21 protein-coding genes and 1 pseudogene are annotated in these 24,211 nt (G+C 70.3%); 16 read left to right on the forward strand and 6 right to left on the reverse strand.

The window, feature by feature from the left end; all coding sequences use genetic code 11:
* Nucleotides 1–19: 19 nt before the first annotated feature.
* A pseudogene (locus tag ACIREI_RS02245) lies at nt 20–478 on the forward strand (transposase family protein); the annotation flags it as partial.
* A gap of 242 nt (nt 479–720) precedes the next feature.
* On the opposite strand, the gene ACIREI_RS02250 reads toward ACIREI_RS02245, so the two are convergent.
* Nucleotides 721–2,940, reverse strand: a complete 2,220-nt coding sequence (locus ACIREI_RS02250; RefSeq protein WP_403326385.1) for a hypothetical protein — start codon at nt 2,938–2,940, stop codon at nt 721–723.
* Between the two features lie 149 nt (nt 2,941–3,089).
* Nucleotides 3,090–3,818: a hypothetical protein gene (locus ACIREI_RS02255; protein ID WP_403326388.1), complete on the reverse strand. Its 729-nt coding sequence runs from the start codon at nt 3,816–3,818 to the stop codon at nt 3,090–3,092.
* 1,263 nt (nt 3,819–5,081) lie between these two features.
* Between ACIREI_RS02255 and ACIREI_RS02260 the strand changes: the two genes are divergently transcribed.
* Nucleotides 5,082–5,414, forward strand: coding sequence for a non-heme iron oxygenase ferredoxin subunit (locus ACIREI_RS02260; protein WP_403326393.1), 333 nt, complete (start codon nt 5,082–5,084; stop codon nt 5,412–5,414).
* A complete protein-coding gene (locus tag ACIREI_RS02265) occupies nt 5,411–6,034 on the forward strand; it encodes a TetR/AcrR family transcriptional regulator (RefSeq protein ID WP_403326396.1) in 624 nt (207 codons plus the stop codon). The genes ACIREI_RS02260 and ACIREI_RS02265 overlap by 4 nt, the downstream gene beginning before the upstream one ends.
* Before the next feature lie 56 nt (nt 6,035–6,090).
* Here ACIREI_RS02265 and ACIREI_RS02270 read toward each other — a convergent pair whose 3' ends face one another.
* A complete protein-coding gene (locus ACIREI_RS02270) occupies nt 6,091–6,264 on the reverse strand; it encodes a hypothetical protein (RefSeq protein WP_403326398.1) in 174 nt (57 codons plus the stop codon).
* Nucleotides 6,265–6,384: 120 nt separating this feature from the next.
* On the opposite strand from ACIREI_RS02270, the gene ACIREI_RS02275 reads away from it, so the two are divergent.
* The 5 genes from ACIREI_RS02275 to ACIREI_RS02295 all read left to right on the forward strand — a co-directional run bounded on the left by ACIREI_RS02275 (nt 6,385) and on the right by ACIREI_RS02295 (nt 10,591).
* Nucleotides 6,385–7,443 (forward strand): phosphotransferase family protein, encoded by a 1,059-nt coding sequence (locus ACIREI_RS02275; RefSeq protein WP_403326401.1) that lies wholly within the window; start codon nt 6,385–6,387, stop codon nt 7,441–7,443.
* Nucleotides 7,444–7,504: 61 nt separating this feature from the next.
* Nucleotides 7,505–7,729 carry a hypothetical protein gene (locus ACIREI_RS02280; protein WP_403326404.1) on the forward strand — a complete coding sequence of 75 codons (225 nt, stop codon included), beginning with the start codon at nt 7,505–7,507 and terminating at the stop codon, nt 7,727–7,729.
* Between the two features lie 20 nt (nt 7,730–7,749).
* A complete protein-coding gene (locus ACIREI_RS02285; protein ID WP_403326406.1) occupies nt 7,750–8,037 on the forward strand; it encodes a cupin domain-containing protein in 288 nt (95 codons plus the stop codon).
* A gap of 490 nt (nt 8,038–8,527) precedes the next feature.
* On the forward strand, nt 8,528–9,649 hold the full coding sequence (locus tag ACIREI_RS02290) for an acyl-CoA dehydrogenase family protein (protein WP_403326409.1): 1,122 nt from the start codon (nt 8,528–8,530) through the stop codon (nt 9,647–9,649).
* A gap of 219 nt (nt 9,650–9,868) precedes the next feature.
* A complete protein-coding gene (locus ACIREI_RS02295; protein ID WP_403326412.1) occupies nt 9,869–10,591 on the forward strand; it encodes an FAD binding domain-containing protein in 723 nt (240 codons plus the stop codon).
* Nucleotides 10,592–11,397: 806 nt separating this feature from the next.
* Here the strand turns inward: ACIREI_RS02295 and ACIREI_RS02300 are convergent.
* Nucleotides 11,398–14,151, reverse strand: coding sequence for a SpoIIE family protein phosphatase (locus tag ACIREI_RS02300; RefSeq protein WP_403326415.1), 2,754 nt, complete (start codon nt 14,149–14,151; stop codon nt 11,398–11,400).
* A 201-nt stretch (nt 14,152–14,352) separates the two neighbouring features.
* On the opposite strand from ACIREI_RS02300, the gene ACIREI_RS02305 reads away from it, so the two are divergent.
* Complete coding sequence (locus ACIREI_RS02305; protein ID WP_403326417.1) at nt 14,353–15,474, forward strand: PP2C family protein-serine/threonine phosphatase; 1,122 nt, start codon at nt 14,353–14,355, stop codon at nt 15,472–15,474.
* Between the two features lie 138 nt (nt 15,475–15,612).
* On the opposite strand, the gene ACIREI_RS02310 is transcribed toward ACIREI_RS02305, so the two are convergent.
* A complete protein-coding gene (locus ACIREI_RS02310; protein ID WP_403326871.1) occupies nt 15,613–16,275 on the reverse strand; it encodes an anti-sigma factor family protein in 663 nt (220 codons plus the stop codon).
* Between the two features lie 5 nt (nt 16,276–16,280).
* Nucleotides 16,281–16,856 (reverse strand): RNA polymerase sigma factor, encoded by a 576-nt coding sequence (locus tag ACIREI_RS02315; protein ID WP_403326420.1) that lies wholly within the window; start codon nt 16,854–16,856, stop codon nt 16,281–16,283.
* 132 nt (nt 16,857–16,988) lie between these two features.
* Here ACIREI_RS02315 and ACIREI_RS02320 point away from each other — a divergent pair, with 132 nt between their 5' ends.
* From ACIREI_RS02320 to ACIREI_RS02350, 7 genes are all read left to right on the forward strand, one after another.
* On the forward strand, nt 16,989–17,453 hold the full coding sequence (locus tag ACIREI_RS02320) for a plastocyanin/azurin family copper-binding protein (RefSeq protein WP_403326423.1): 465 nt from the start codon (nt 16,989–16,991) through the stop codon (nt 17,451–17,453).
* A gap of 213 nt (nt 17,454–17,666) precedes the next feature.
* Nucleotides 17,667–18,407, forward strand: coding sequence for a DsbA family protein (locus tag ACIREI_RS02325; RefSeq protein WP_403326426.1), 741 nt, complete (start codon nt 17,667–17,669; stop codon nt 18,405–18,407).
* Between the two features lie 332 nt (nt 18,408–18,739).
* On the forward strand, nt 18,740–18,904 hold the full coding sequence (locus ACIREI_RS02330) for a lysine biosynthesis protein LysW (RefSeq protein ID WP_403326429.1): 165 nt from the start codon (nt 18,740–18,742) through the stop codon (nt 18,902–18,904).
* A complete protein-coding gene (locus ACIREI_RS02335) occupies nt 18,897–19,751 on the forward strand; it encodes a transketolase (RefSeq protein ID WP_403326432.1) in 855 nt (284 codons plus the stop codon). Before ACIREI_RS02330 ends, ACIREI_RS02335 begins: the two co-directional genes overlap by 8 nt.
* 71 nt (nt 19,752–19,822) lie before the next feature.
* Nucleotides 19,823–20,749 (forward strand): transketolase family protein, encoded by a 927-nt coding sequence (locus ACIREI_RS02340; protein WP_403326435.1) that lies wholly within the window; start codon nt 19,823–19,825, stop codon nt 20,747–20,749.
* Between the two features lie 32 nt (nt 20,750–20,781).
* Nucleotides 20,782–22,293: a pyridoxal phosphate-dependent decarboxylase family protein gene (locus ACIREI_RS02345; protein WP_403326438.1), complete on the forward strand. Its 1,512-nt coding sequence runs from the start codon at nt 20,782–20,784 to the stop codon at nt 22,291–22,293.
* The gene (locus ACIREI_RS02350) at nt 22,290–24,200 is read left to right on the forward strand and encodes a beta-galactosidase (RefSeq protein ID WP_403326441.1); all 1,911 of its coding nucleotides are present in this window, start codon (nt 22,290–22,292) and stop codon (nt 24,198–24,200) included. The genes ACIREI_RS02345 and ACIREI_RS02350 overlap by 4 nt, the downstream gene beginning before the upstream one ends.
* Nucleotides 24,201–24,211: the final 11 nt, after the last annotated feature.

A 24,211-nucleotide genomic window follows, 5' to 3' on the forward strand; every position in this document is an offset into this window, starting at 1 on the left:
TGGTCACGGCAGGGATGAAGGCCGGCCGTGGAGCCCGCCGCTGGAGGACCGAGCCTTGCTCGTGACGGCCTACTGGCGCACGAACTTGACGATGCGGCAGCTCGCCCCGCTGTTCGGCATCTCAATGTCCGCAGCTGACCGCGTCATCGACCACGTCGGCCCCAACCTCGCGCTCCAGGCACGCAAGCGATTCCGCAAGGGCGCCGTACTCATCGTGGACGCCACTCTCGTATCCACCCGGGACCACACCGTGGCCGGGCAGTCGAAGAATTGCCGGTACTCCTCCAATCACCAGGTCGTGATCGACGCCGACACGCGCTTGGTCGTCAGGGTCGGCCGACCGCTTCCCGGTAACCGCGCCGGCTGCGAGGCATGGACGGAATCCGGCGCCAAGGCCGCAGTCTGCAGGACCACCACGATCGGCGACGGCGGCTATCCCGGCACAGGGCTCGTCATGCCGCATCGCCAGCGCACAGGCTGGGCGATGGCACGAGGGCAGACACTTCGAGCGCAACGGTCGTGCGCTTCTTGAGACACCTCACGCCCCAGGGCCAAGCCAGGTCTCTGACCAGTCTTGATCAAACTTCCCTACGTTGTTCTGCGGGAGGCGGTTCGCCGACGGAGTGCGGGCCCGTCGCCGCACGCAGGGCCATGCGGAGGGCGGCGGCCGCCTGGCCGCCGCCCGCGCTGTTGGAGGGAAGGGGGAGGGGCGGGACATGGCTACCGACGGGTGATCTCTTCCTTGGTGCGTTCGGCCTCCGACCGGATGTCCCGCATGACGTGGGGCTTGAGGTTCTTGCGGTCGAAGATCTCCACCATCTCGTCCATCACCTCGGTCGCCCGTTGCGGATTGCCCGCTTTGGCCTCCACCCGTGCCAGCCGCCGCATCACCTGGCCGAGAGTGATGTTGTCGACACCCTCGTCACCGGCCGAGGATTCCACCACCTTGCTGAGCTGCCGGATGCTCTCCTCGGTGTTGGCGTGACGGATGCGGAGCTCCTTGCGGGGGGTGAGGTCCTTGAAGTCCCTTGAGACGCTGAAGCCCTTGACCATGCGCGGGTAGACGGCGAGCGGGTGCTCGGGGTACTGGTCCAGCACCTGGTCGAAGGCCCGGTTCCCGGACTCAAGGCTCTCGGCGCGGGAGCCGAGCAGGTAGAGGAGCGTGCCCTGCTCATCGCCGGACATCATCAACTCGGCGACGTCCTCGTCGGCCTCGGTGAGCGGCCTGCGGACCGTGAGCCGGTGGATGTCGGAGAGCACCCGCGAACCGTCCGACGCGTGGTACTGGGCCCGCAGTCGGTACTGGCCGGGCTGCTGGAAGTAGAAGCCGTCCTTGCCGTAACCGACGTAGGCACTCTCGTAGATCGCCGGCCGGTCGGCGTCCAGGACCGTCCGGTGCTCGTGGTCCGTGCAGCGGATCAGTGGCGGCCGGTAGGTTCTGGTCTCGCCCGAAGGGGTGCGGATGGCGACGGTGACGAATCCGTCGTTGGGGTGCAGTCGACCATGTGTGCTGCGGCCGCGCAGGTCAGTGGTGGCCAGCTTGATCTCGACCACGACCGGCTCGCCGAACCGGAACGTTCCGTTGGACCGCAGTTCCAGGGCGAGGCCGGAGTTGTCGGCGACCGGGTCGTCGAACAGGTCCACGTCGACCTCGGCCGCACCCACACCGAACGGGTTGCCGCCCATGATCACGTCCCGGTAGAAGCCGTGCCGCAGATGCACGAGTTCACTGTCCGTGAACTGGAAGGGGAACGCGGCCCAGTAGGCGGCCGAGCCGCCCGGCGCCGGTGGCGGCGGCTGGTAGTTCTGCACGTAGTTCATCCAGGACAGGTCCCCGAGACCGCCATTGGGCCCGAGCGGTTGAGGCGGTTCGGCCAGGTTCTTCTCCCACGAGTGCAGCAGGTTGAAGGCGTGCCCGAGTTCGTGGACGTACGTGCGCAACTGCGCACGCCGGCTGACCGGGGCCTCGCCCTTGATCGCGTCGTGGAACACCGCGAAGCCCTGTCGCTGGAAGGCCCCGCCGGCATCGAACATAATGCCCCGGACGTCGGTCCTGACATACGAGGTGGCCACCATCTGCCATATCTGCCACCGGGGGACGTTCCGCCAGAGGCTGAAATGGTTGACCATTGCGTTGTGCAACTCCGCGTCGTTCCACCGTGCGTCTGCGCCCGCGGCGCCGGTGGGGGCGACGTCGGGAGCCCCGCCGATCTGCACCTCGATCCCCGCCTCCGCGTACGCGGCGGGCACGGTCAGGACACGTGCCGGGCTCGACGGCGGCTGCGGCAGCGATCCGGTGTCGTACGAGACGAACGGGACGGTCCCTGCCACGGAGTCCTGTTCGAGCTGGACGCTGCGGAAGTACGGTGAGACGAACGCGCACAGGTAACTTGCGCTGGGGCTTCCGCCGTCGGTGGAGAACTGGACGATGGCCTCGCCCGGGGTGGGTGTCATGTCCGTACCCCGGACAATGCTCACCTCCACGTGCGGGGACAAGACGGGGAAACTGAACCTGCCCCGGCCGGTGAGCTTCACCAGATCCTCGGTGACGGCGGCGGTGAGCGTCTCCACGACGAAGGAACCGACGTAATTGGTGGTCGCCCCACTGGTCTGGAAGAAGTCGCCGCTGATCCGCATCAGCGGCCGCGGGCCGTCCACGTCCACTCGCAGTTCGAGCTGTGTTCCGGCTCCCGCGCTGCGGAAGCGGCCACTGACCAGGGTCGGTACGGCCTGATCGGCCGGCCGCGACAGGGCCTGCGCTTCGAGTCGCGCCACGCGAGCCCTGAGCTGGACCATGTCCTCGGCCTCCGGCTCCATGAGCACGGCCTCCGTGGCACCGCTCTGCTCCGCCCTGTGGGTCAGCGTCAGCCCTTCGAGATCGCTCCTCTTGGCCGGCCACACCATCCCGTCCAGCGTTGTGGGATCCGACGTGATCGACATGGGTTTGCCTCCTTGTGCGTGGTGAGGTCGGCCGCGAGGTGGTGTCCATCGCCCCGCGTCCTTGGCGCGTTGGGTCTCACGCGAGCATGGGCAGCGGGTCCGGGAACCACGTGGCCCTGCGCTCTCGCTACGGTCTTGTGGCCAGGCGGTCAGAACCGCCGTCCCCAATTCGCGGTCGAGGACGTACAGTCGTTCCAGCCGTACTGGCTGAGGTGGTAGCGCGTGTTCCCGCCAGGGATCTCGAGTCGGGAGCCGCGGTATCCGGGGGTGTCCCAGAGCGTGATGTGCCACCGGCACCAGTTCACCGACGAGATGATGTCGTTCCAGTTCCCCGTGCCGAGGAAGCCCCTGCGGACCCTGCGCAGGTCCCGCCAGGCCTGTCCGGGGCCGTTCTGCAGCCAGTCCCCGCCGAGGTCGTCGCCTTCGTAGTAGTACGAGAGTTCGGGCAGCGAGTCCGGGTTGGTGGTGCCGAGGTCGCTGTGCCGCGCGCCGATCAGGTGGTCGTGGAGCGCTTCGAGCGTCGTGAAGCTGTACAGCACGGGGTCGCCCTTGGCGTTGACACCGGGCGTCGAGTACAGCTCCTGCCCGTCGAACTCACGGACCACCCCGGGCTCGTTGGTCTCGCCGTCCAGCACCACAGGCATCTCGGGCGGCTGGTGCGGTTTGGGTGGGGGCGGCTCGCCTCCGGCCCGGATGCCGCCGATCATCATGACGTGGTCCTCGTGGAAGGTCGGTGGGCCGACGTCCGCCAGGTGGTCGACCAGCGCGTCTAACGAGTCGATCCCCGAGTCCTCCAGGCCCTCACGGACCTGCTTCAGCGTCTGCTCGCGGACGCCGCCAGAGGTCCTGGAGCGTTCGGGGCCGAGCTGTCGACTCATGGTGTTCCTCTTGTTCCGCCCCGGACCGGGAAGGGACGGTGCGGGGCTCCCGCGCAGGGCGATGCGTTCGCGCGGGGCGGCCCGTCTCTCGGGCCCGCGGGCTGTCGATAAGCGCCAGGTTCGACGGGTCTGCGCCGTCACGGGCGCAGTCGGGCGCGAGGCGCAGTCGGGCGCGAGGCGCATTCGGTGTGCCGCCAGGGCTGTCGAGCGCCGTGTCGGTCTCCATCCGCGGAACGGCCCCTGATTCCAGTAGGCGTCGCATCCGCGACGATGTCAAACGGGCTATGAGCGACGTCCGACGCCGCAACTCTGCTGGTTGACCGGTCAATTTACGCGATGTGACCCCTCTTGACCCTCGCGTCATGATTTGCTGTTGCAATCAAAGTTGCGTTCGCGCCTGCGGCGGGGGTGTCTTCTCCGAGCAACTCGCGGGCGGCCCGTTGGCTCCAGCGCCCGCTACGACGTCCGCTTCCCCGCGCTGCAGTACCCGCGGCTTCCCCGGCGGGGTGATCCCGGCGAAAACCGAGGAGGAGACCCGGGGGGCGTACTGCGCCGCCCCCGGGCCTCCGCCGCGAAGAAGGCCGTGGCCCGATCGAGGACGGACTTGTCCGGCCGATCATGGGACTGAGTGCTGCCTAATGGTTCCGGGATGAGCAACTCTGCTGCGGCTGCTGTCCTCACAACCGCTGACCTGTCCGAAGCGATACGCGCGGTGCGTACTTTGCTGGACATCGCAGACATCGCTCAGGGCGAGGTCGAGAACTGGAGGCGATCTCGCAGAAATACGCGTACCTCACCCTGACAGTGAATTCCCGGGACCTTTATCAGGAAGAGCCATCGCAGGACCACACCGTCCACGTGCACGTCCGGAACCGGAACGGAGACCAGCTCCCCCGCGTCCATTGGCTCGCCGATCAAGTGGGTGGCCGGTTCACCGGCAAGGTGGAGAGCGCCCCTCTGTGACCCCTCAGCAAACGGGCAAGATCGCATCGCTGGTGAAGGCGACGAGGCGTGCGAGCAGCGATGGGCAGGAAGGCCTACGCCTGCGCGGCCAGGGGTGCGAAGACGAGGGCGACTCCATGTCCTAGGTCCATGTGCCGAGGCGGACTCGGGCTGGGGGAGGGTTCCCGCCCGGGGCGGCGTCGCTATCGTTGACGCACGGCCACGATCACGCGCGTGATGCTCCTGACCGGCGCGAGACCGCCCGACGTATCCCATGGAACGGTTGGCCCTCCCATGGCATGGACGCATCCGAGGAGAGCGATGCCGAGCGACGGTTACACGTACGTCTGCAGGTTCGCCGTACTGGAGGAGAACGTGCCCCGCCGGTTCGAGGTGGAGGGTGTTCCCGTCTCCCTCGTCCTGACCGAGAAGCAGGTGTTCGCGATCCACGACGTGTGCTCGCACAGCGCCGTCTCGCTCTCCGAGGGCGAGGTGGAAGGGTGCACGGTCGAGTGCTGGCTGCACGGCTCCCGTTTCGACCTGCGCACCGGCAACCCCCTGGACCCGCCGGCGACTCGTCCCGTCCCCGTGTACCCGGTGCAGATCGAGGACGGGTGCGTGTACGCGCTCGTGGAAGGCCGGAGCGGACGATGACACGGTTGCCCGACGGCTGCACCGGGGAGCGGGCCGACGCGGCCCGCAACCGCGCCCGGCTGATGGAGGCGGCCGCTCGGCTGGTGGCCGAACAAGGGGCGGAACATGTGACGATGCACGAGGTCGCCCAGGCGGCCGGGGTGGGAAAGGGCACGCTGTTCCGCCGGTTCGGCAACCGCACCGGACTCCTGCTGGCCCTGATGGATGACGCCGAGGCGGAATTCCACGAGGCGTACACCTCCGGCCCGCCTCCACTCGGGCCGGGAGCACCGGCGAGGGACCGGCTGACGGCGTTCGGCCGGGCTCTGATCGAGCGCATCACCGACGAGGGGGACCTGGGAGCCGCGCTCGCTCGCCAAGTGCCCCTCGAACGGCGTCATTCGTCGGAGCCCGGCCGGTCTTTCCAGCAGCACCTCGCATCTCTCCTGCGGGAGGCGGGAGTAGAGGCCGATCACGAGATGGTCGCCCACGCCAGGCTCGTGTTCACGAACTTCGAGACCATCGACTACCTGCGTAACGAGCGCGGGATCCCGATCGCCCGCCTTCAGTCCACCTGGGCCGACCTGGTGCGACTGGTGACCGTCGGCGACGAACAAGCACGCCGCCGCGTCCCGGAATGACGGCCGTCGGGCTCGGCCACACCTGAGTCCGCGTCGGTCGCCTCCCGCCGCGGCTGTCAGAGCGGCAGAACACGTACGGCGTTGGCGCCGCCCATGGCCGCCGCCTCCTGGACGTCATGGGCGCCGCGATGGACGACGACGTTTCCCAGATCACGGGACAGCTGTGCGACGAGGGCGGTGACGCCGTGCTGCCAGTCGGCCGGGGCGGTCGCCGGAGGGACGACGATCAACTCAGGGATGGGCGAGAGATTCCGGTGGCCGCCGTTCTCCGGGGCGGTCGGGGCCGACGAGGCGCCGGGCCACGCCTGCAACAGCCCTCGCGGCCTGCCCGCCGGGCCGGGTGACCAGCGATGAGGTCGACCACCGAGCAGACGGAGCCAGTCCCCGAGCCGGACATCGCGCTGACGGACTTCCTGATCGCCCACGAGCTCGCCGACCCCGGTGAAGCCGCAAGATGGACGCCGTTGGCCGGAGGCGTGTCATCCGACTTGTGGCGGGTCGACCTGCCCGGCCGTTCCCTCTGTGTGAAACGCGCCCGGGCCAGGTTGAAGGTCGCAGCCGACTGGCAGGCACCGGTGTCGCGCAACGCCTACGAATGGGCCTGGATGCGGTTCGCATCCAGGCACCGCCCCGACAGCGTGCCGGAGCTGCTGGCCCACGACCCCGGAGCCGGCCTCTTCGCCATGGCGTACCTGCCCCCCGAGCGGTACCCGATGTGGAAGGCACAACTGCTGGCCGGCGAGGTGCGAGTGGCGACCGCGGCGGCCGTCGGAGAACTGCTGGGCGCCCTGCACGCGGCGAGCGCGGGCGACCCCGCCCTCGCCGAGGAATTCGCCACGGACGACAACTTCCACGCGCTGCGCATCGAGCCGTACCTGCTGGCAACAGCTGCCGCGCACCCCGGCCTCGCCCCCGCACTTCAGGGCCTCGCCGACCGCACGGCGAGTACCCGCCTGGCTCTGGTGCACGGGGATGTCAGCCCCAAGAACATCCTCATCGGCCCGTCGGCGCCCGTGCTGCTGGACGCCGAATGCGCCTGGTACGGAGACCCGGCCTTCGACCTCGCCTTCTGCGTCAACCACCTGCTCCTCAAGAGCCTGGTGGTTCCTGGGCGCCGCGCCGAACTCCTGCGGTCGGCGCGGGTACTGGCCGAGGAATACCTCCGGTACGTCGACTGGGAGCCACGGCCGGCCCTCCAAGCACGGGCTGCGTCACTGCTGCCGGCGCTGTTGCTCGCGCGCGTCGACGGCAAGTCCCCGGTGGAATACCTCACGGACGACCGGCACCAGCTGTTCGTACGCACGGTGGCAGCGGCCCTGCTGCGGGCACCGGCCCCCACGGTGGGGGACGTCGTGGACGACTGGGAAACGGCCCTCCGGGCCCCGGCCGAGCCAGGCCGCCGGGCCTGACCGCCTCCGCCGCCTCCGCCGATTCGACAGCTCCGGCGGACCCTGCCGAGGAGAGAGACGTATGCGCAGAGTCGCCACCGGACATGACGAGAACGGCCGGTCGATCGTCGTCAGCGACGGCCCGATCCCGCGCAGCCGGGAGTTCACCAGTCTGCCGGGCTGGGTCTCCCGCCTGCCATGGGCCACCGAGGCCGGTCAACAGGTCAGCAGGACAGGGGAGGACACCCCACTCCGAAGATCACCAGCCTGCTCCCGGCGCCCGGCGGCACGCGGTTCATCGTCCTGACCTTCCCACCGGAGGCAGCGATGGCCGACCCGGCGTTCGACCCCGTCGCCTTCGACGAGGAGCAGCGAGCCGACTCGCCCGGCATCGCCGAACTCATCGAGCCCGACGGCATGCACGCGACGCCGACCGTGGACTACGGCATCGTGCTGCAGGGCGAGCTCGTCCTCGAACTCGACGACGGCCACTGCACCCAGCTCGCGACAGGGGACATCGTGATCCAGAACGGTACCCGGCACGCCTGGCGCAACCGCAGCGGTCGGCCGGTCACGATGGCCTTCGTCCTCATCGGCGCGGAGAGCGTCGACTGAGGTCGAGCAGGTGCGTCTGGACTGGACGGAAAGGAGACGGCTCGGCGAGGTGAAGGAGCACGACGGTGCCCCGCTACCCGCTCCGGAAAAACCGCCGCCCGTGTCGTCAGGATCGCAGGGGGCGCGCTGACTGGCGCGCTGACTCGCGCGCTGACTTGTGGGAATGCCTGCCAGGCAATATCCCCCCGGACTCGACCGCTCACCTGAAGACGGTTGAGCAGCTTGCCGACTAGGGCCGGCGTCGCTCGCGATCCGACGGGGTGGGCAACGGGTCCTGTCGTCGACGGGGCCTCAGTCCACCGCGACCACGTTCGCAACGCACCCCTCTGCTTGCCGTGTCGGCGGCGAGAGGCCCCCCTATTCCCGACCTGCAAGGGGAGCCAGAGGGCCAACTCCCTCTCAGTGATGGCCACTTGTCCGGTGGTAGTTGGGACACTCGGTGTGGTGGCGAGGCGGGGAAGGAACCGCCTGGCAATGCGAGGGGAAGCGCATGACGCAGACACCGTCGGAACTGGACCGCGTACTCGCCCTGGTGGCCGAGCGGCGGGCCGAGTTCGAGGAGAAGCGGCACATACCGCGCGATGTCGTCGCAGCGTTCAAGAGGGCGGGCATCTATCGGGCGAGCGCCCCGAAGCAGTTCGGTGGTGATGCGCTGCCCCCGGCGGAATTCCTCCCTGTCATCGAGCGGATATCGGTCGCCGACGGGTCGGCCGGCTGGGTCGCCAGCTTCGGTTCCTCCCTGATCTATCTCGCGGCGCTGCCACTCGACACGCAGGCAGAGCTGTACGCCGCCGGGCCCGACGTGGTCTTCGCGGGCGGCCTGTTCCCCGTCCAGCCGGCCGAGCGCGTGGACGGGGGCTACCGAGTGTCGGGGAGGTGGAGGTTCGCCAGCGGCTGCAAGGGCGCGGATGTTCTCGGTGTGGGCATCGACGCGGGCGCGGACCGGGCCGGCCGGCCCCTCACGGCCGTACTGCGCCCCGACCAGGTGGAGATCGCCGAGAACTGGGACGTCATCGGTCTGCGCGGCTCCGGCAGCCACGACCTGGTGGTCAACGGGGCCGTCGTATCGAGAAAGTGGACGTTCTCGCGGGGCGGCGCACCCACCGTCGACGAGCCGCTCTACCGGTACCCGAGCGTCCCGTACGCCGCCCAGGTCCTGGCCGTTGTCGGCCTCGGCATCGCGCGCGCCGCCCTCGACCGCGTCATCGCCCAGGGCGGACGCGCCGGCTACACCGGTGCCCCCAAGCCCGCCGAGCGGGCCACCTACCGCATCGCGGTCGGCCAGGCAGAAGCCCAACTCCGCTCCGCCCGCGCCTTCTTCTACGAGATCACCGAAGAGGTCTGGTCGACGGTCGAAGGGGGAGACCCCGCGACCACCGAACAGGCGAGCCTGCTCAGGCTCGCCTCCACCCACCTCGCCAGTACCTCCTTCGAGGTGGTCCGGACCGCGTACCAGCTCGCTGGCATCCCTGCCATCGAGGACGGCGACCCCATGCAGCGCTACCTGCGGGACGCCTCGGTGGTGCCGCAGCACGCCTTCCTCCAGGAGAGTACTTACGACGGTGCCGGCGCGGTGCTGATGGGCGTGCAGCCCTTCCGTGGCTACCCCTGAACGACAGGAACCCGATGAATGACACGAAGGTCCACGCCTTCGGTCACGCTGCCCAGCATGGTTCCGGTGCTCGGGTTCGACCGGGCGGGGGCGCGCACCGTGCATCAGTGAGCCCTGTGTGCGCCTCCATGTGGGTGGGCGAAAATGCGCCATGTCTCGGTCGGGTGGCCGAGTCATCGAGTACCTGAGCGCCAACTCGTCGAGAAAGCAGGTCCGCCCGTGCTGTTGCGTCTGCCCGAGTCCGTGTCCGAAGCGCAGGAATGCATACGTGAGGGAGCGGTGCCCGTCGGCGGGGCCACGCTCGTGTGGGCCGGCTGGCAACGTGACGGGTTCCCCGAACAGGCGATGTCGCTGCGCAACATGCCGGAGGCCACCGCGATCGGGCGCGGAACGCTGGGCGCGGCCGTGGTGCTGAACCGGATCGACGACCGCGTGCCGGAGGTCCTCCAGCAGGCGGCCGCCCACGTGGGCACCGGCGCGGTACGCCGCGCCGCCACCGTCGGCGGCAACATCGTCGGCAGCACGCTGCGCTGCCTGTTGCCCGCCGCCCTGGTGCTGGGCGCCCGCGCGACGGTGCTGGAGCACGACGGCGTCTTTGAGACCGACCTCGCCGAACTCCTGGCCAAGCAACACCTGTTGCTCAGCCTGCACTGGCGTGATCCGGTCACCAGCAGCTACCGCAAGCTGCCCGCCGAAGCGGGTGGCCCGCCGCCCCTGGTCGTCGCGGCCGCCCTGCGCTCCGACACCGACGGAGCCGCCCGCCTGCACGTCGCCGTGCGCGACGGCTATGACGTGCTCAGCGACGACGTCCCCTGCGACGCAGGCACCGACGAGGCGATCGACGCGCTTCGCGGCACGAGCGTCGGCACACTCCCCGCCACGGCCTGGGAGACCGTGCGCCAACACATCGGCGAACTGCTGGTGCGCCCGGCCGGTCGTTGAGCCGGTTCCCGGGTCAGGACGCCGAAATGCGATGAGCCCTTGCCGGGCGGCGCGGCGGACTGACGGCGCACATCCCTCTGGCTCGTATCTGGGGGAGGGCGGTGGGTGCGGAGGTGGCTTCCTCGGCTCCGGGAGCGGATGCACCCGAGCGGTTCCCCGGCAGAGAAAGCCGTCCGTGGTCGTGTAACTGGTGCGTGTTCTCCGTACGGGGCGACATGTTTTGTCCGGGCCGGCCTCTGAAAAGTCGAGGTTGCGGTCCATGCCTCTCCCGGCGTCTTTGATCGAGCCGCTGGGCCGCGAGGTCGACACCGAAGTCTTCTCCCGTGTCTTCCCGGCCCGCAGCTCGGCGATCGACTGCACAAGAAGGGGCACCGACCCTGGTGGAGCGGGATGGCTTCTCACCACGGGCCCGCGGACGGGTCTGCAGCGGAGTGGGGAGTACGGCATGTATTGGACCACGCAGCAGCGTGTGCATGTGCCGTTGAGGTCGGACCGTTTGTTCAAAAGTGCACCAAGGCGGGAATCACCTGCGTGGATCCGGTCTTTCCGACCAGAGGGCGGGCCGGTGGCAGTCGCCGTGGATGTCCGAGGGCCGGCGCAAGGGCTGGTCGGCATTCCCGCTCGGGCCAGACACCGTTCTGGACGAATTCCTGACTGCCAATGCCCGCTTGTAGCGACCCCGTACCTCAGGGGCCGAGGGTTCGCCCTTTCCAAGTCGGGAGGTCATGAGGCGTGCACTTGGCTGTCGAGGGTGGGTCTCACCGGACGGCATGTCGTCGACGAAGTCCCGCTGATCGCCGCCGGATTCACCTCGGGGCATTCGGGTCGGTTGCCTCTTCGTCCGGGGGCGTGTCCGCGTCGGCCGGTGTCCGGACGGGCTGCTGGAGGACCTCGGGCAGGGCCTGTTCGGCCCAGATCACCTTGCCCTGCGGGGTGTACCGGGTGCCCCAGCGCTCAGCCATCTGCGACACCAGGAACAGGCCTCGGCCTCCCTCGTCCGTCGTCGCGGCGTACCGCAGGTGCGGTGAGGTGCTGCTGGCGTCGGCCACCTCGCAGATCAGCTTGCGGTCGCGGATCAGCCGTACGTGGATCGGCCCGGCGCCGTAGCGGATCGCGTTGGTGATGAGCTCGCTCAGGATGAGTTCCATGGTGAAGGCGAACTCTGAGAGGCCCCACGTTTCGAGCCTTCGCGAGACGGCGTCGCGCATACCCGCGACGGCGGCCGGATCCTGGGGTACGTCCCAGTCGGCGATCCGGTCGGGCGGCAGTTCCCGCGTGCGGGCGACGAGCAGGGCGACGTCGTCCTTGGGGCGCTCGGGGAGCAGACTGTCCAGCACGTCCCGGCAGGTCTCCTCGGGCGGTCGGCCGGGATGGCCTGCGAGCGCGTCGCGCAGCAGTTCCATTCCCACGTCCAGGTCGCGCCTGCGGTCCTCGATGAGGCCGTCGGTGTACAGCACGAGCTGGGTTCCCTCCGCGAGGCACAGCTCCGCCGTCTGGAACGGCATACCGCCCAGGCCCAGGGGAGGACCGGCGGGCACGTCCGGGAAGGTGACGGTTCCGTCGGGCTGGACCAGCGCGGGCGCCAGATGCCCCGCACGTGCCATGACGTAGCGGCGCGTCACGGGGTCGTAGATCCCGTACAGGCAGGTGGCGCCCACGACGCCCGCCGCACTCTCCGCCGCCTCGTGCTGGTCGATGCTCCCGACCAGGTCGTCCAGATGGCTCAGCAGTTCGTCGGGGGGCAGATCGAGGGCGGAGAAGTTGTGCACGGCGGTCCGCAGCCGTCCCATCGTGGCGGCGGCGTGCAGACCGTGGCCGACCACATCGCCGACGGCCAGTGCCACCCGGCTCCCCGGCAGGGGGATCACGTCGAACCAGTCTCCGCCCACACCCGACTGGGCGGGGAGGTAGCGGTAGGCGATGTCGAGGGCGTTCTGCTGGGGCATGGCCTGCGGGAGCAGGCTGCGCTGGAGGGTGACCGCCAGGGTGTGCTCGCGGGTGTAGCGGCGGGCGTTGTCGATGCTGATCGCGGCACGGGCCACCAGCTCCTCCGCCAGTGACAGGTCCTCCTCGTTGAAGCGCTCATGCTGTCGGGCGCGCCAGAAGTTGGCCACGCCGAGCACGACGCCACGGGCCTGGATGGGGGCCGTGATGAGGGAATGGATGCCGTAGTCGATGATCGCCTTGGCTCGCTCCGGGTCCTGCACGCGCCAGCTCGTCGCGGTCGGCAGATCGCTCACCAGCTGGGAGCGGCCGCTGCCGTAGCCGCGCGCCTGGGGCGTGGCGGGAAGATAGTCGAACAGCCGGCCCTGTGCGGAGAGCGGATGGTCGTCCCGGATGCCGCACACCGCCGCGCGCCGCATGTCCGTCGCGGTGGGGGCCGGCTCCTCGCCGTGCAGGACGGCGTCGGCCAGGTCGACGGTGACGAAGTCCGCGAAGCGCGGAATGGGGACCCGCGCCAGCTCGTCGGCGGTGCGCAGCACGTCCAGGGTGGTACCGATACGCAGTCCGGCGTCGTACAGCAGCCGGAGCCGCTCGCGTGCCACCTCCGCCCTGCCGGTCACCGCCTGCAGCTCGGTGGAGTCGCGCAGCGTCACCACCGAGCCCCTCGGGTCCCCCTCGCGATCCGTGGGCCGTTGGTTGACCGCGAGCAGCCGCTCTCCCGCGAGGTGCACCTCGTCGGTGGCCTCGCGCCCGGAGGCAAGCAGCGCCCTCATCTCGGCGTCGAGGCCCGGCAGTTCCGAGACGAGCCGTCCCTCGATGTCCGGGGGCAGCTCCAGCAGTCGTCTGGCCTCGTCGTTCGCCAGGATCAGCCGTCCGTCGGAGGCCACGATCAGCACGCCTTCCCGAACGGAGTGGAGCACCGTGTCGTGGTGCTCGTACATCAGGCTCATCTCGTCCGGGGCCAGGCTGTGTGTCTGCCGTCGCAGCCGCCTGCCCACCAGTGCCGTCACACCGGTGGACAGCACGAGTGCTCCGGCCCCGGCGCCCAGGATGATCGGTAGTTGCCGGGCCAGCTGACTTTCGACGTTCTTGACCTTCATCCCGGCCGAGACGAGGGCCACCACCTCGCGGTCGGCCTTCTCGATCGGGACGGTGGCCTGCACCTCGCGACCGAGCGGGCCGTTGACGCTCTCCACGTAGGTCCGCCCTGCCAGCGACGGCCCGATCTCGCCCACGAACCGCTTTCCGATGCGGTCCGGCAAGGGGTGCGTGTACCGGATGCCCTTGGTGTCCATGACCACGATGAAGTCGACGCCGGCGGCCCGGCGGGCCGCCTCGGTGAGCGGCTGGAGAATCTTGCTCGGATCCGGGGTCTCCAATGCCGCGAGGACGCCTGGGGAGTGCGCGAAGGTCTGGGCCACGGCCGTGGAGCGGCGCCTGGCCTCGGCGCTGGTGTCCCGTTCCGACTGCAGGATGAGAGCGAAGACGCCGCAGGCGACGAGCAGCACCACCAGAGCCACCTGGAAAACCAACACCTGCCCGGCTACGCTCCGCGTGCTCTTGCTGATCAGACGCTTGACCGGTAGGTGTCGAAAACGGGCGAAACGATTCGCCATGCGACCCTTTTTAACACCGATGATCCCCAGCGGCCAGGGCCCGACCGATCCTTGTTCGGCTGACCTCGGGCGTCCGTGCGGTCATGCGCTGCATCGCCGCGGCTCCTTCGGGCGCGGCCGTCCGCTGCGCATCCTCGCGTGCGGTGCATGATTTTGCCGGGGCCTCTGTCCGCTTAGGCCGATATGATGCATTTTGTGATCATGTCTGCACGGCTGTGGCGCCGTCGCCCCGCCTTCAGCGGCCGATGGGAAGTCGCCCGGCTGTCACCCGTGGTCCTGACCGTCCTCATCGCCGGCCTGGCGTTCTCCACACCCAGGGAGATCGCCGTCAGCCGCCTTCTGCCCGCCGCGCCCGCCCTTGCCGCCGCGATGTGGCCCGTGCTCCCGACGATCCTGTTGGGGACGTTCTGCCTCCTGCTCATGACAGTCCTCAGCTTCTTCTACGCCGACCTGGGGACGCAGTACACGTCGGCCGCGATCGTCGCGGTCACCTTGGCGGCCGCGTACGGGAGTCATGTCCGACTCCAGCGAGAGGAGATGCTCTTCCAGGTCCGGCTCGTCGCTGACGCGGCCCAGAAGGTGCTGCTCCGCCCGCTGCCGCGCCGCATCGCGGACCTCGAGATCGAGTCGCTGTATCTGGCGGCCCAGGAACAGGCCCGGATCGGCGGCGACTTCTATGAGGCGATCGGCACGCCGTACGGGGTCCGGCTGCTCATAGGCGACGTACGGGGCAAGGGCCTGTCCGCGGTGGGGGCGGCCTCGGCGGTGATCAGCTGTTTCAGGGAGGCCGCGTACGACGAGCCCGATCTGCAGGGCATCATCCACCGCCTGGAGACCACCGTCACGCGCCACAGCGCCGCGTTTCCCGCCCAGGACCAGCCCGAGCACTTCGCCACTGCTCTCCTCGCCGAGATCCCGCACGGCGGCGGCCATGTACGACTTCTCAACTGCGGGCACCCCCCGCCGCTGATCGCGCATTGCGGCACGGTCCGGGTCCTGGAGCCCGCCATCCCCTCCCCGCCCCTCAACCTCGCAGCGCTCATCGGTGACCGCTACTGGGTCGACATGGTCGCCTTCGCCCCGGGGGACCAGTTGCTGCTCTACACGGACGGCGTATCGGAGGCCCGGGACCACGCCGGCCAGTTCTTCCCGCTACCGGACTGGATGCGGCGGCAGGGCCTGGAGCAGCCCCGCGAGCTGCTCGACCAGCTGCACCGGGATCTGCTCCAGCACAGCGGTGGACGGCTCGACGACGACATCGCGGCCCTCGCGCTGAGGTGCTCCGACGTGCAGGATCGGGGAGCGGTCGGCGTGGACGGGTGAGTCCTGGTGTCGGCAGGCCGGACCGAGCCTGTCAGCGCTTCCGGGAATCCTGGCCCGCGGCGGCGCCGGTACTCGTCGGGGGACCCGTAGGCTCACCCCCCCCATGAAGTGCTCCGACCGCCCGACAGGACCGCCGACCTAGCTGGTGGAGAAGCTCGCCGTGGCCAGGACGCCTCCGTCCGGGGCCAGCAGGCGGGCGCCGGTCAGTGCCGTCGGGTCGATCGCGGCCGGGCCGCCCCAGTGTCCGTAGCCGTCCTTGAGGGGGAAGGACCCCACCGGGACCGTCGATCCGTCGGCGTGTACGAGCAGACAGCGCACCGAGCCCCGGCCGTTCCCGTCCAGGTCGACGGACATGTACACCCAGCCCTCCTCACCGGCATGAGCGTAGACCCGGCCCACCTCGTGGCCGCCGGAGACCAGGACCGCCTCCCGTAGGCCGCCGTCGGCCCGCTGGGAGACCGGCGGTGGCGCGGCCTCGACCGCCGTGCCGATCGCCCATCCGCCGAAACCGCAGGCCAGGGCCGCGGCCGCGGCGGCCGCCGCCAGTCTTGGCCGGTGCCTGCGCCGCTTCGGTGCGGGCACCGCGCCCAGGGCCCGTACGACCCGGCCCTCGAAACCGACCGGCGGCTCGGCGCCCGGCAGCAGCGCGAGCAGACCGTCGCCGACCACCGTCAGCCGCTCGACGTGCTGCCGGCAGTCCGGGCAGCGGTCCAGATGGGCGACCGCCTCGGCGCGCTCGCGGGCGGGCAGGACCCCGAGCGCCAGCTCGGCGTCCAGCTCCCGCAGCCGCTCGCACTCCATGCCGCTCACCGCTTCTCCGCCGCTTCGAGGAGAGCTCGTACCTTGAGCGTCCCGGTCCGGATCCGGGTCTTCGCCGTGCCCAGCGGAACATCCTCCGCGTCGGCCACCTCCCGCGCCGTCATCCCGTAGACCCCGGCCATCACCAGGGCCCGCGCCTGCTCACGGGGCAGCTCCGCCACCGCCCGCCGGACCCGCTCCGCGCGGTCGTCCGCGAGCGCCCGCCGCTCGGGCGTCTCGGTCACGATGCCGAGCAGCGCGTCCAGGTCCTCCGGGGCGATCGGGCTCGTCCGCCGGGCCCGTACCGCGTCGATCGCGAGGTTGTGCGCGATCGCCGTCAGCCAGGACCGCACGGAGCCGCGCCGAGGGTCGTACACCTGTGCGTGCCGCCAGGCCCGCTCGAAGGTCTGCTGGGCGACGTCCTCGGCGAGCTGGGTGTCGCCGAGGACGGCGAGGGCCACGCCGAAGACCGTGCGCTGGAAACGGCGTACGAAGGCGACGGCGAGCTCCGGATCGCCCGTCGTCAGACCGGTGAGCAGTGCCTCGTCGGGGGCCTGCCCGGGGGAGAGGCCCATGCGCCGCATGCCAGGGATACGTTCCGCCGCCCGGAAGGGATTGCCTTACGTCCAGTCTCCGCCCGCGTGATGCCGCGGGCCGCAATCCTTCGGCCCGGCAGCGTCGTACCCCTTGCGGGGGACGATACGGAGGACCGACTCATGACCACCCCGCACACCCGCCACCGCGTGCTCCTCGGCGTGGCCGCCGGCGGCCTGACCGCCCTGCTCGCCGCCTGTGGAGGCGGCGGCAACGGCGGCAGCGGTGACGACAACAGCACCAGCGACAGCGGTGGCACCGGCACCCGGGTCACGGCGGAGCTGTCCGACTTCCGCATCAAGCTCTCGACGGAGAAGTTCCAGCCCGGCCAGTACACCTTCACCGCGAAGAACACGGGCTCGCACGACCACGCCCTGGAGATCGAGGGCCCCGGCGGCGAGAACCGCAGCAAGACGCTCGAGCCGGGGCAGTCCACGACCCTCACGGTGACGCTGGAGTCCGGCTCGTACGAGGTCTACTGCCCGGTCGGCGGACACAAGGACCTCGGTATGAAGACGGACATCACCGTCGGCGAAGCCTCGGCGCCGTCCGACAACGACAACACCTCTCCGGGCGGTGGCTACTGACGGAGCGGCCGCGAGGCTCACATCCCGCTCGCCCTGGCGCCGCTGGTCACGCCCGGGCGTGGGTTCGGCCCGGTCGTCGCCGGCACCGCGCTGCTCACGGCCTCCGCGCTGGGCCTTCGGGCACCGCCACCGTCCTCGACGCCAGGCCCTGTCGGTGTCGTTGTCGTACGGATGATCTACAGTCGCGCTGTTCTCAAGGGGAGGGGATGACGCATGGTGCGTGGGGGGCGGTGGGTCGTGTTGTGCGCGGCCGCGGTGCTGATGGTGGCGGGGTGCGGACAGCGAGCGGCGGAGCACGAGCCTGACTTCGCGAGCGCTGAGGAGCTGCCGGAAAGGCTCGGTGCGGACGGCGTCACCATCACGGTCGGCGATCCCGAAGCGCCGGTGAAGGTGCACCTGTACGAGGATCCCCGCTGTCCGTACTGCGAGCAGTTCGAGACCACCGGCGGCGGTCCGCAACTGCGGGAGGCGATGCTCGACCGGTGGGCCAGGGCCGAGTACACCCTCGCCTCCTTCCTGGACGACCGGGTCGGCGGCACCGGGTCGAAGAAGGCGGTCAACGCGCTGCGCGCGGCGCTGGAGGAAGGCAAGTTCGTGGAGTACCACGAGGTGCTGTACGACAACCAGCCCGAGGAGAGCGTCGACGGCTACACCGACGCCCACCTGCTTCGACTGGCCGACCAAGTGGAGGGCCTGCGCAGCCCGGAGTTCGACGCGGCCGTGAGATCCATGAAGTACCGCGCCTTCGTCACCGCCTCCGAGAAGGCCTACGAGAAGGCCGGGGGAGCCGAGGAACCCGAAGGTCCCGGCACACCCACCGCGGTGATCAACGACAAGCGGATCCCGTTGAAGTACAACGCCCTCCTCCTGGAGAGCGACACCTTCGCCGAGCTGCTGCAGAACATCTACGACCGGCCCGGCGAGTGGGAGGACTGGGAGGACACCACTGCGTGAACCGCCTTGCCGTGCGCCGTCGGCTCAAGCGGCTCGGCAGGGCCCGGGCGCCCGACTCCTCAGCGGGATGCCGCGTGGGCGCACCGCGGCCATGAACCCCGCTGCGTTCACGCGGCCTCGATCTCGGGCCGGGGCCCGGTGCGTGCGACCCGCTCCCCAGTGCTCCTGCCGGACCTGCCTGAGCACCCGTACTTTCCCCGCACTCGCGCAGTCAGCACAGTGCGTAGGTCTTCTCAACTCTCCTGGGATGTACCGCCGTCGGGCTCCCGCTACTTTCGGAGCCGCGCGTTCTCCGCGCCCTTTCGCCCCTCTCATCCGAACCAGGAGCATTCATGCCTCTTTGCCTGGAATGCGAGGCAGAACTCGCGCCTCCCGCGCAGCCGCGCATCAGTGAGGTGTTCGAGTGCCCGGAATGTCTCTGCGAGCTGGAGGTCGTCGCTCTCGAGCCGCTGCTGATCGCGCTCGCCCCGGAGGTCGAGGAAGACTGGGGTGAGTAGTGCCGGGAACGCGCTGAGCGTGCGCAGGCACATCGTCGAGATGGCCGCCACGGCGGCTGGAACCCATCTCGGCGGCTCGCTCTCCGCGGCCGACATCCTCATCGCCCTCTACTTCGACGTCATGCGGGTGGACCCCCGACGGCCCGACTGGCCGGACCGGGACCGTTTCGTCCTGAGCAAGGGACACGCGGCCGCGGCCCTGTACGCCGTACTCGCCGAGCGCGGCTTCATCGACGTGCGGGAACTGGCCGACTACGGCCGGGCCGGCAGCAGGCTGGGCAGCCATCCGAGCAAGGAACTGCCGGGCGTCGAGTTCCCGACCGGCTCCCTCGGACACGGCCTCGCACTCGGCACCGGTCTTGCCCTCGCCGCCCGCCGGGACGGACGGGACCACCGCGTCTTCGTCCTCCTCGGCGACGGCGAACTGCAGGAGGGCAGTGTGTGGGAAGCGGCCTCGACCGCGGGCCGGCTCGGCCTCGACGGACTCGTCGCGATCGTCGACCACAACCGGCTGCAGATCAACGGCAGCACCGAGGAGTACGGCACCCGCCGGCAACTCGCCGACCGCTGGCGAAGCTTCGGCTGGCACGTCCGGCACGTGCCGGGGCACGACAGGGCCGAACTCTCCCGGGTCCTGTCCGCCTGCCCCGGCTCCGCCTCGCAGGTCCCGCAAGCCCCGACGGTGTTCATCGCCGACACCGTCAAAGGACGCGGCATAGCCTTCATGGAGCACCACGTGAACAGTCACTACGCCGTCCTCTCCCCACGGCTGCGCCGACGCGCGCTCGCCTCGCTGGAGCGCTCCGCCCGCCGCTCCGGTGCGCCCGACGCCGTGCCGACGCGGTGAGCGAGGTCCTTCCCGGTCCCCGCCCGAGTGACGCGTCCCCCACCGCCGGGCGACCGTTGTCCGGCCGGGACGTGTTCCGTTCCGCGCTGGTCCGGCTCGCGGCGCGGGACCGTCGTGTGTGGTGCTGCGACTCGGACATGGGAGGCCTGCTCGGCTCCTTCGGCACCGAACTCCCCGAGCAGTACGTCGACGTGGGCATCGCGGAAGCGGCCCTGATGGGCGTCGCCGCGGGCCTCGCGGCCGGCGGGAAGATCCCGTTCGTGCACACGATGGCGTCCTTCGCGATGCTGCGAGCCGGCGAGCAGGTCAAGGTGGACATCGCCTACAACCGGCTGCCGGTCCACATCGCCGCGACGCACGGGGGCCTGTCGGGCGGGCTCCTGGGCCCGACCCACCACGCGCTCGAGGACCTCGCCGTCGCCCGTGCCCTGCCCCACATGACCGTGGTGGTGCCGAGCGACAACGTCTCGGCCGCCGCGCTGGTGCCGCTCCTCGTCGAGCTGCCCGGTCCGAGCTACAGCCGGCTGGAGCGGCGCGGGGACGGTGACCCGTCCCCCGTCTCGGACGAGCCCTTCGTACTGGGACGGGCACGGCGGCTGCGGGCAGGAGGGGACGTCACGATCGTGGCCTGCGGGCCGCATCCCGTCCGGGCCGCCCTCGACGCGGCCGGTCTCCTCGGCGCGGCGGGCATCAGCGCCCGGGTCCTGGAGATGGCCACGCTCAAGCCGCTCGACGGATCGGCCCTGCTCGACGCCGCGACGGCGACGGGCCGGATCGTCACCGTCGAGGAGCACAACGTCATCGGAGGACTGGGCAGCGCGGTCGCCGAGGTCCTGAGTGAACAACTGCCCGTCCCCGTCCGGCGGATCGGCGTCCGTGACCGCTTCTCCACGTACGTGGGAGACCACGCGGAACTCCTGCGCCATCACCGGATCACCGACACGGCCGTCGCCGCGGCCGCCGCCGACCTGTGCGGCGTCGCGATCGGCGACACGTGAGCCGTCGGCCCACGCACGAAGACAGAGGAGACATGCGACTCGAGTCCGTACCGTCCGCACAGCACCAGCCCGCGGCGCCGCCCGCCCTGGACACCGACGAGTTCCGGCGCATCGGCCGACTGGCGGTGGACCTGGTGGCCGACTACCTCGCGGGCATCCGTGACCAGCCGGTCGTACAGCCGATGACCGAGAGCGGGCGACGGGCCGTGGCCCAGGAGGAGTTCCCGGAGCACGGCGCGGCGCCGGAGGAACTGCTCACCCACTTCGCGCGGCATGTGCTGCCCTACCCGATGGGCAACGGCCATCCGCGGTTCTTCGGCTGGGTCAACTCACCGCCCTCGCACATGGGCATCATCGCCGAGTTCCTCGCGGCGGCCCAGAACCCCAGCTGTGACGTCGGGGACCTGGCGTCGATCCACCTGGAGACGGCCGTCACCCGCTGGCTCGCCGAACTGGTCGGCTTCCCGGCCGACACCGGCGGCATCCTCGTCAGCGGCGGTTCGGCCGCCACCCTCACCTGTCTGGCGGCGGCCCGGCAGCAGGTCGCCGAACGGCTCGACTGGGACCTCGGGCGCGACGGCCTGCAGGACCCGTCACGACCGCGGCTGCGCCTGTACGCGTCGGCCGAGGTCCACTCCTCCCTGCGCAAGTCCGTGGAGCTGCTGGGCCTCGGGCACTCGGCCGTCCGCACGATCGCCGTGGACGCCGACCGCCGCCTCGACCCCGACGACCTCGACCGCGCGGTGCGCGAGGACCTCGCCAACGGCGACCTGCCGTTCTGCGTCGTCGCCACCGCGGGCACGGTCAACACCGGCGCCGTGGACCGGTTGGACGCCCTCGCGGACCTGTGCGCGCGCCACGGCCTGTGGCTGCACGTGGACGGCGCCTACGGGGCCGCCGCGGCCCTGCTGCCCGAGCTCGGCGAGGTGTACCGGGGTCTGGAGCGGGCCGACTCGGTCAGTCTCGACCCGCACAAATGGCTCTCCGTGCCCATCGAGACCGGATGCGCCCTGGTGCGTGACGCCGCCCTGATGCGCCGCACCTTCAGCCACGTACCGCCGTATCTGATGACCGAGCAGAACGTGGGCATCGGCGGGACGCTCGACTACGCCGAGTACGGCTTCCAGCAGACCCGCGGTTTCCGGGCGCTGAAGACCTGGATGACCTTGCAGCACATGGGCCGTGACGGACTGCGCACCCTGGTGCGCCGGCATCTCCGGCTCGCCCGGCGGCTGGCGGAACTGGTCGACGCCGCGGACGACCTGCGGCGGATGTCGGCCTCGCCGCTGTCGGTGGTGTGCTTCCGGTACGTGCCCCCCGGCGACCCGTACACGGCGCAGGACCTCGACCGGATCAACCGCCGGCTCGTGGCCGACGTGCAGACGGACGGACGGGTCTTCCTGACCGGCACCGTCCTGGACGGCACGTACGTGCTGCGGGCCTGCGTACTGCACCACTCCACCACCGAGGACGACGTGACGGCCCTCGTCTCCGTCGTACGTGAGATCGGCCGCGGCATCGCGGGGAAGGCGGGACAGGCGTGACATCTGTCGAGTGGAAGACCGACCGGGTGCTGTTCGGCGGTGACTACAACCCCGAGCAGTGGTCGAAGGACGTCTGGCGGGAGGACGTCCGGCTGATGCGGGAAACGGGTGTCAACCTCGTCATCGTCGGCATCTTCTCCTGGGCCTGGCTCGAACCACGGCCCGGTGCAAGGGAGTTCGACTGGCTGGACGAGCTCCTCGACCTGCTGCACGAGAACGGCATCGGGGTCTCGCTCGCCACCCCGACCGCGTCGCCGCCGCCGTGGATGGGCGACCGCTGGCCGCAGACCCTCCCCTGCTACGAGGACGGCATCCGCCTCGGCAACACCTCCCGCAACCACTACTGCATGTCCTCCCCGGTCTACCGGGAGTTCGCGGCCCGGATCGTCACCGACCTCGCCGAGCGGTACGGCGCGCACCCCGCGCTGCGGTTCTGGCACATCAACAACGAGTACGGCACGACGTGCTTCTGCACCGAATGCGGCAACCGGTTCCGCATCTGGCTGCAGGACAAGTACGGCTCCCTCGAAGCCCTCAACAAGGCCTGGGGGACGGCGTTCTGGTCGCAGCGCTACGACGCCTGGACGGAGATCAACCCGCCCCGGCAGGCCGTCTACCACTCGAACCCGACCCAGCTGCTCGACTACAAGAGGTTCTGCTCGGACGCCCTGCTCGACTGCTTCCGCACGGAGCGGGACATCATCCGCCGCTGCTCGGACCTTCCGGTGACCACCAACTTCCAGGACTGGGAGCGGCGGGTCGACGGTTGGCGCTGGGGCGCGGAGATGGACGTCGTCGGGATCGACCTGTACCCGGACCCGGGCGACCCCAACGGTCTGGTGGAAGCCGCCCTGTACGGCGCGATGGTGATGGACCTGACCCGCTCGGAGGGCTCGGGCAAGCCCTGGCTGCTGATGGAACAGGCGCCCTCGGCACCGGGCTGGGCGCCGGTGGCCTCACCCAAGGCGCCGGGACTGTTCCGGCTCTGGTCCTACCAGGCGCTGGCCCGCGGCTCCGACTCGCTGCTGCAGTTCCAGTGGCGCACGTCCGTGCAGGGCACCGAGAAGTTCCACATCGGCATGATCCCGCACGCCGGCACCGAGACCCGGGTGCACCGGGAGATGCGGGAGCTGGGCCGTGAACTGAAGGAGCTGGACGGGGTGGTGGGCACTCCGGTGCACACCGAGGTGGCCATCCTGCACTCGTGGGACAGCTGGTGGGCCGCGGAATCCGACGAGGTGCCGTCCGAGCGGCTGAAGGTCATGGACCAGATCCACGCCTGGTACCGGCCGCTGTGGCAGCGGTCGGTGACCGTCGACTTCGCGCCGCCCGGCCGCGATCTGACCCGGTACAAAATGGTGCTCGCGCCCAACCTGTATCTCGTCTCCGACGACGAGGCACGTCTGCTGACCGAGTACGTGGCGGCCGGCGGCACCCTCGTGGTGGGGCCGTTCTCAGGTGTCGTCGACCCCGACGACCGGATACGGCCGGGCGGTTACCCGGGCTGCTGGCGTGAGCTGCTCGGGGTGTGGGGCGAGGAGTTCTGGCCACTGCGTGAGCACCAGAGCGTGGCGTGCGAGTCGAAGGAGTTCGGCAACTTCACCGGCCGGATCTGGGCGGAGTGGCTGACGGCCGACGGCGCGGAGGTGATGGCCTCGATCCACGGCGGGCCGCTGGACGGACGCCCCGCGGTGACCCGCAACCGGTACGGGTCGGGCACCGCCTGGTACGTGTCGACGTGTCCCGAGCCGGACGCGCTGGCGCTGATCCTGCGGACCGCGTCGGCCGAGGCGGGCGTCGAACCCGTCCTGCCGGACCTGCCGTTCGAGGTGGAGGCGGTGCGCCGGGGCGACAAGATCTTCCTGCTCGACCACGGCAACCGGACGGTGACGATCCGCGAGGCCTGAGCGGTACGGCG

Source organism: Streptomyces sp. NPDC093591, from assembly GCF_044764885.1.
In the GTDB taxonomy this organism is placed as follows: domain Bacteria; phylum Actinomycetota; class Actinomycetes; order Streptomycetales; family Streptomycetaceae; genus Streptomyces.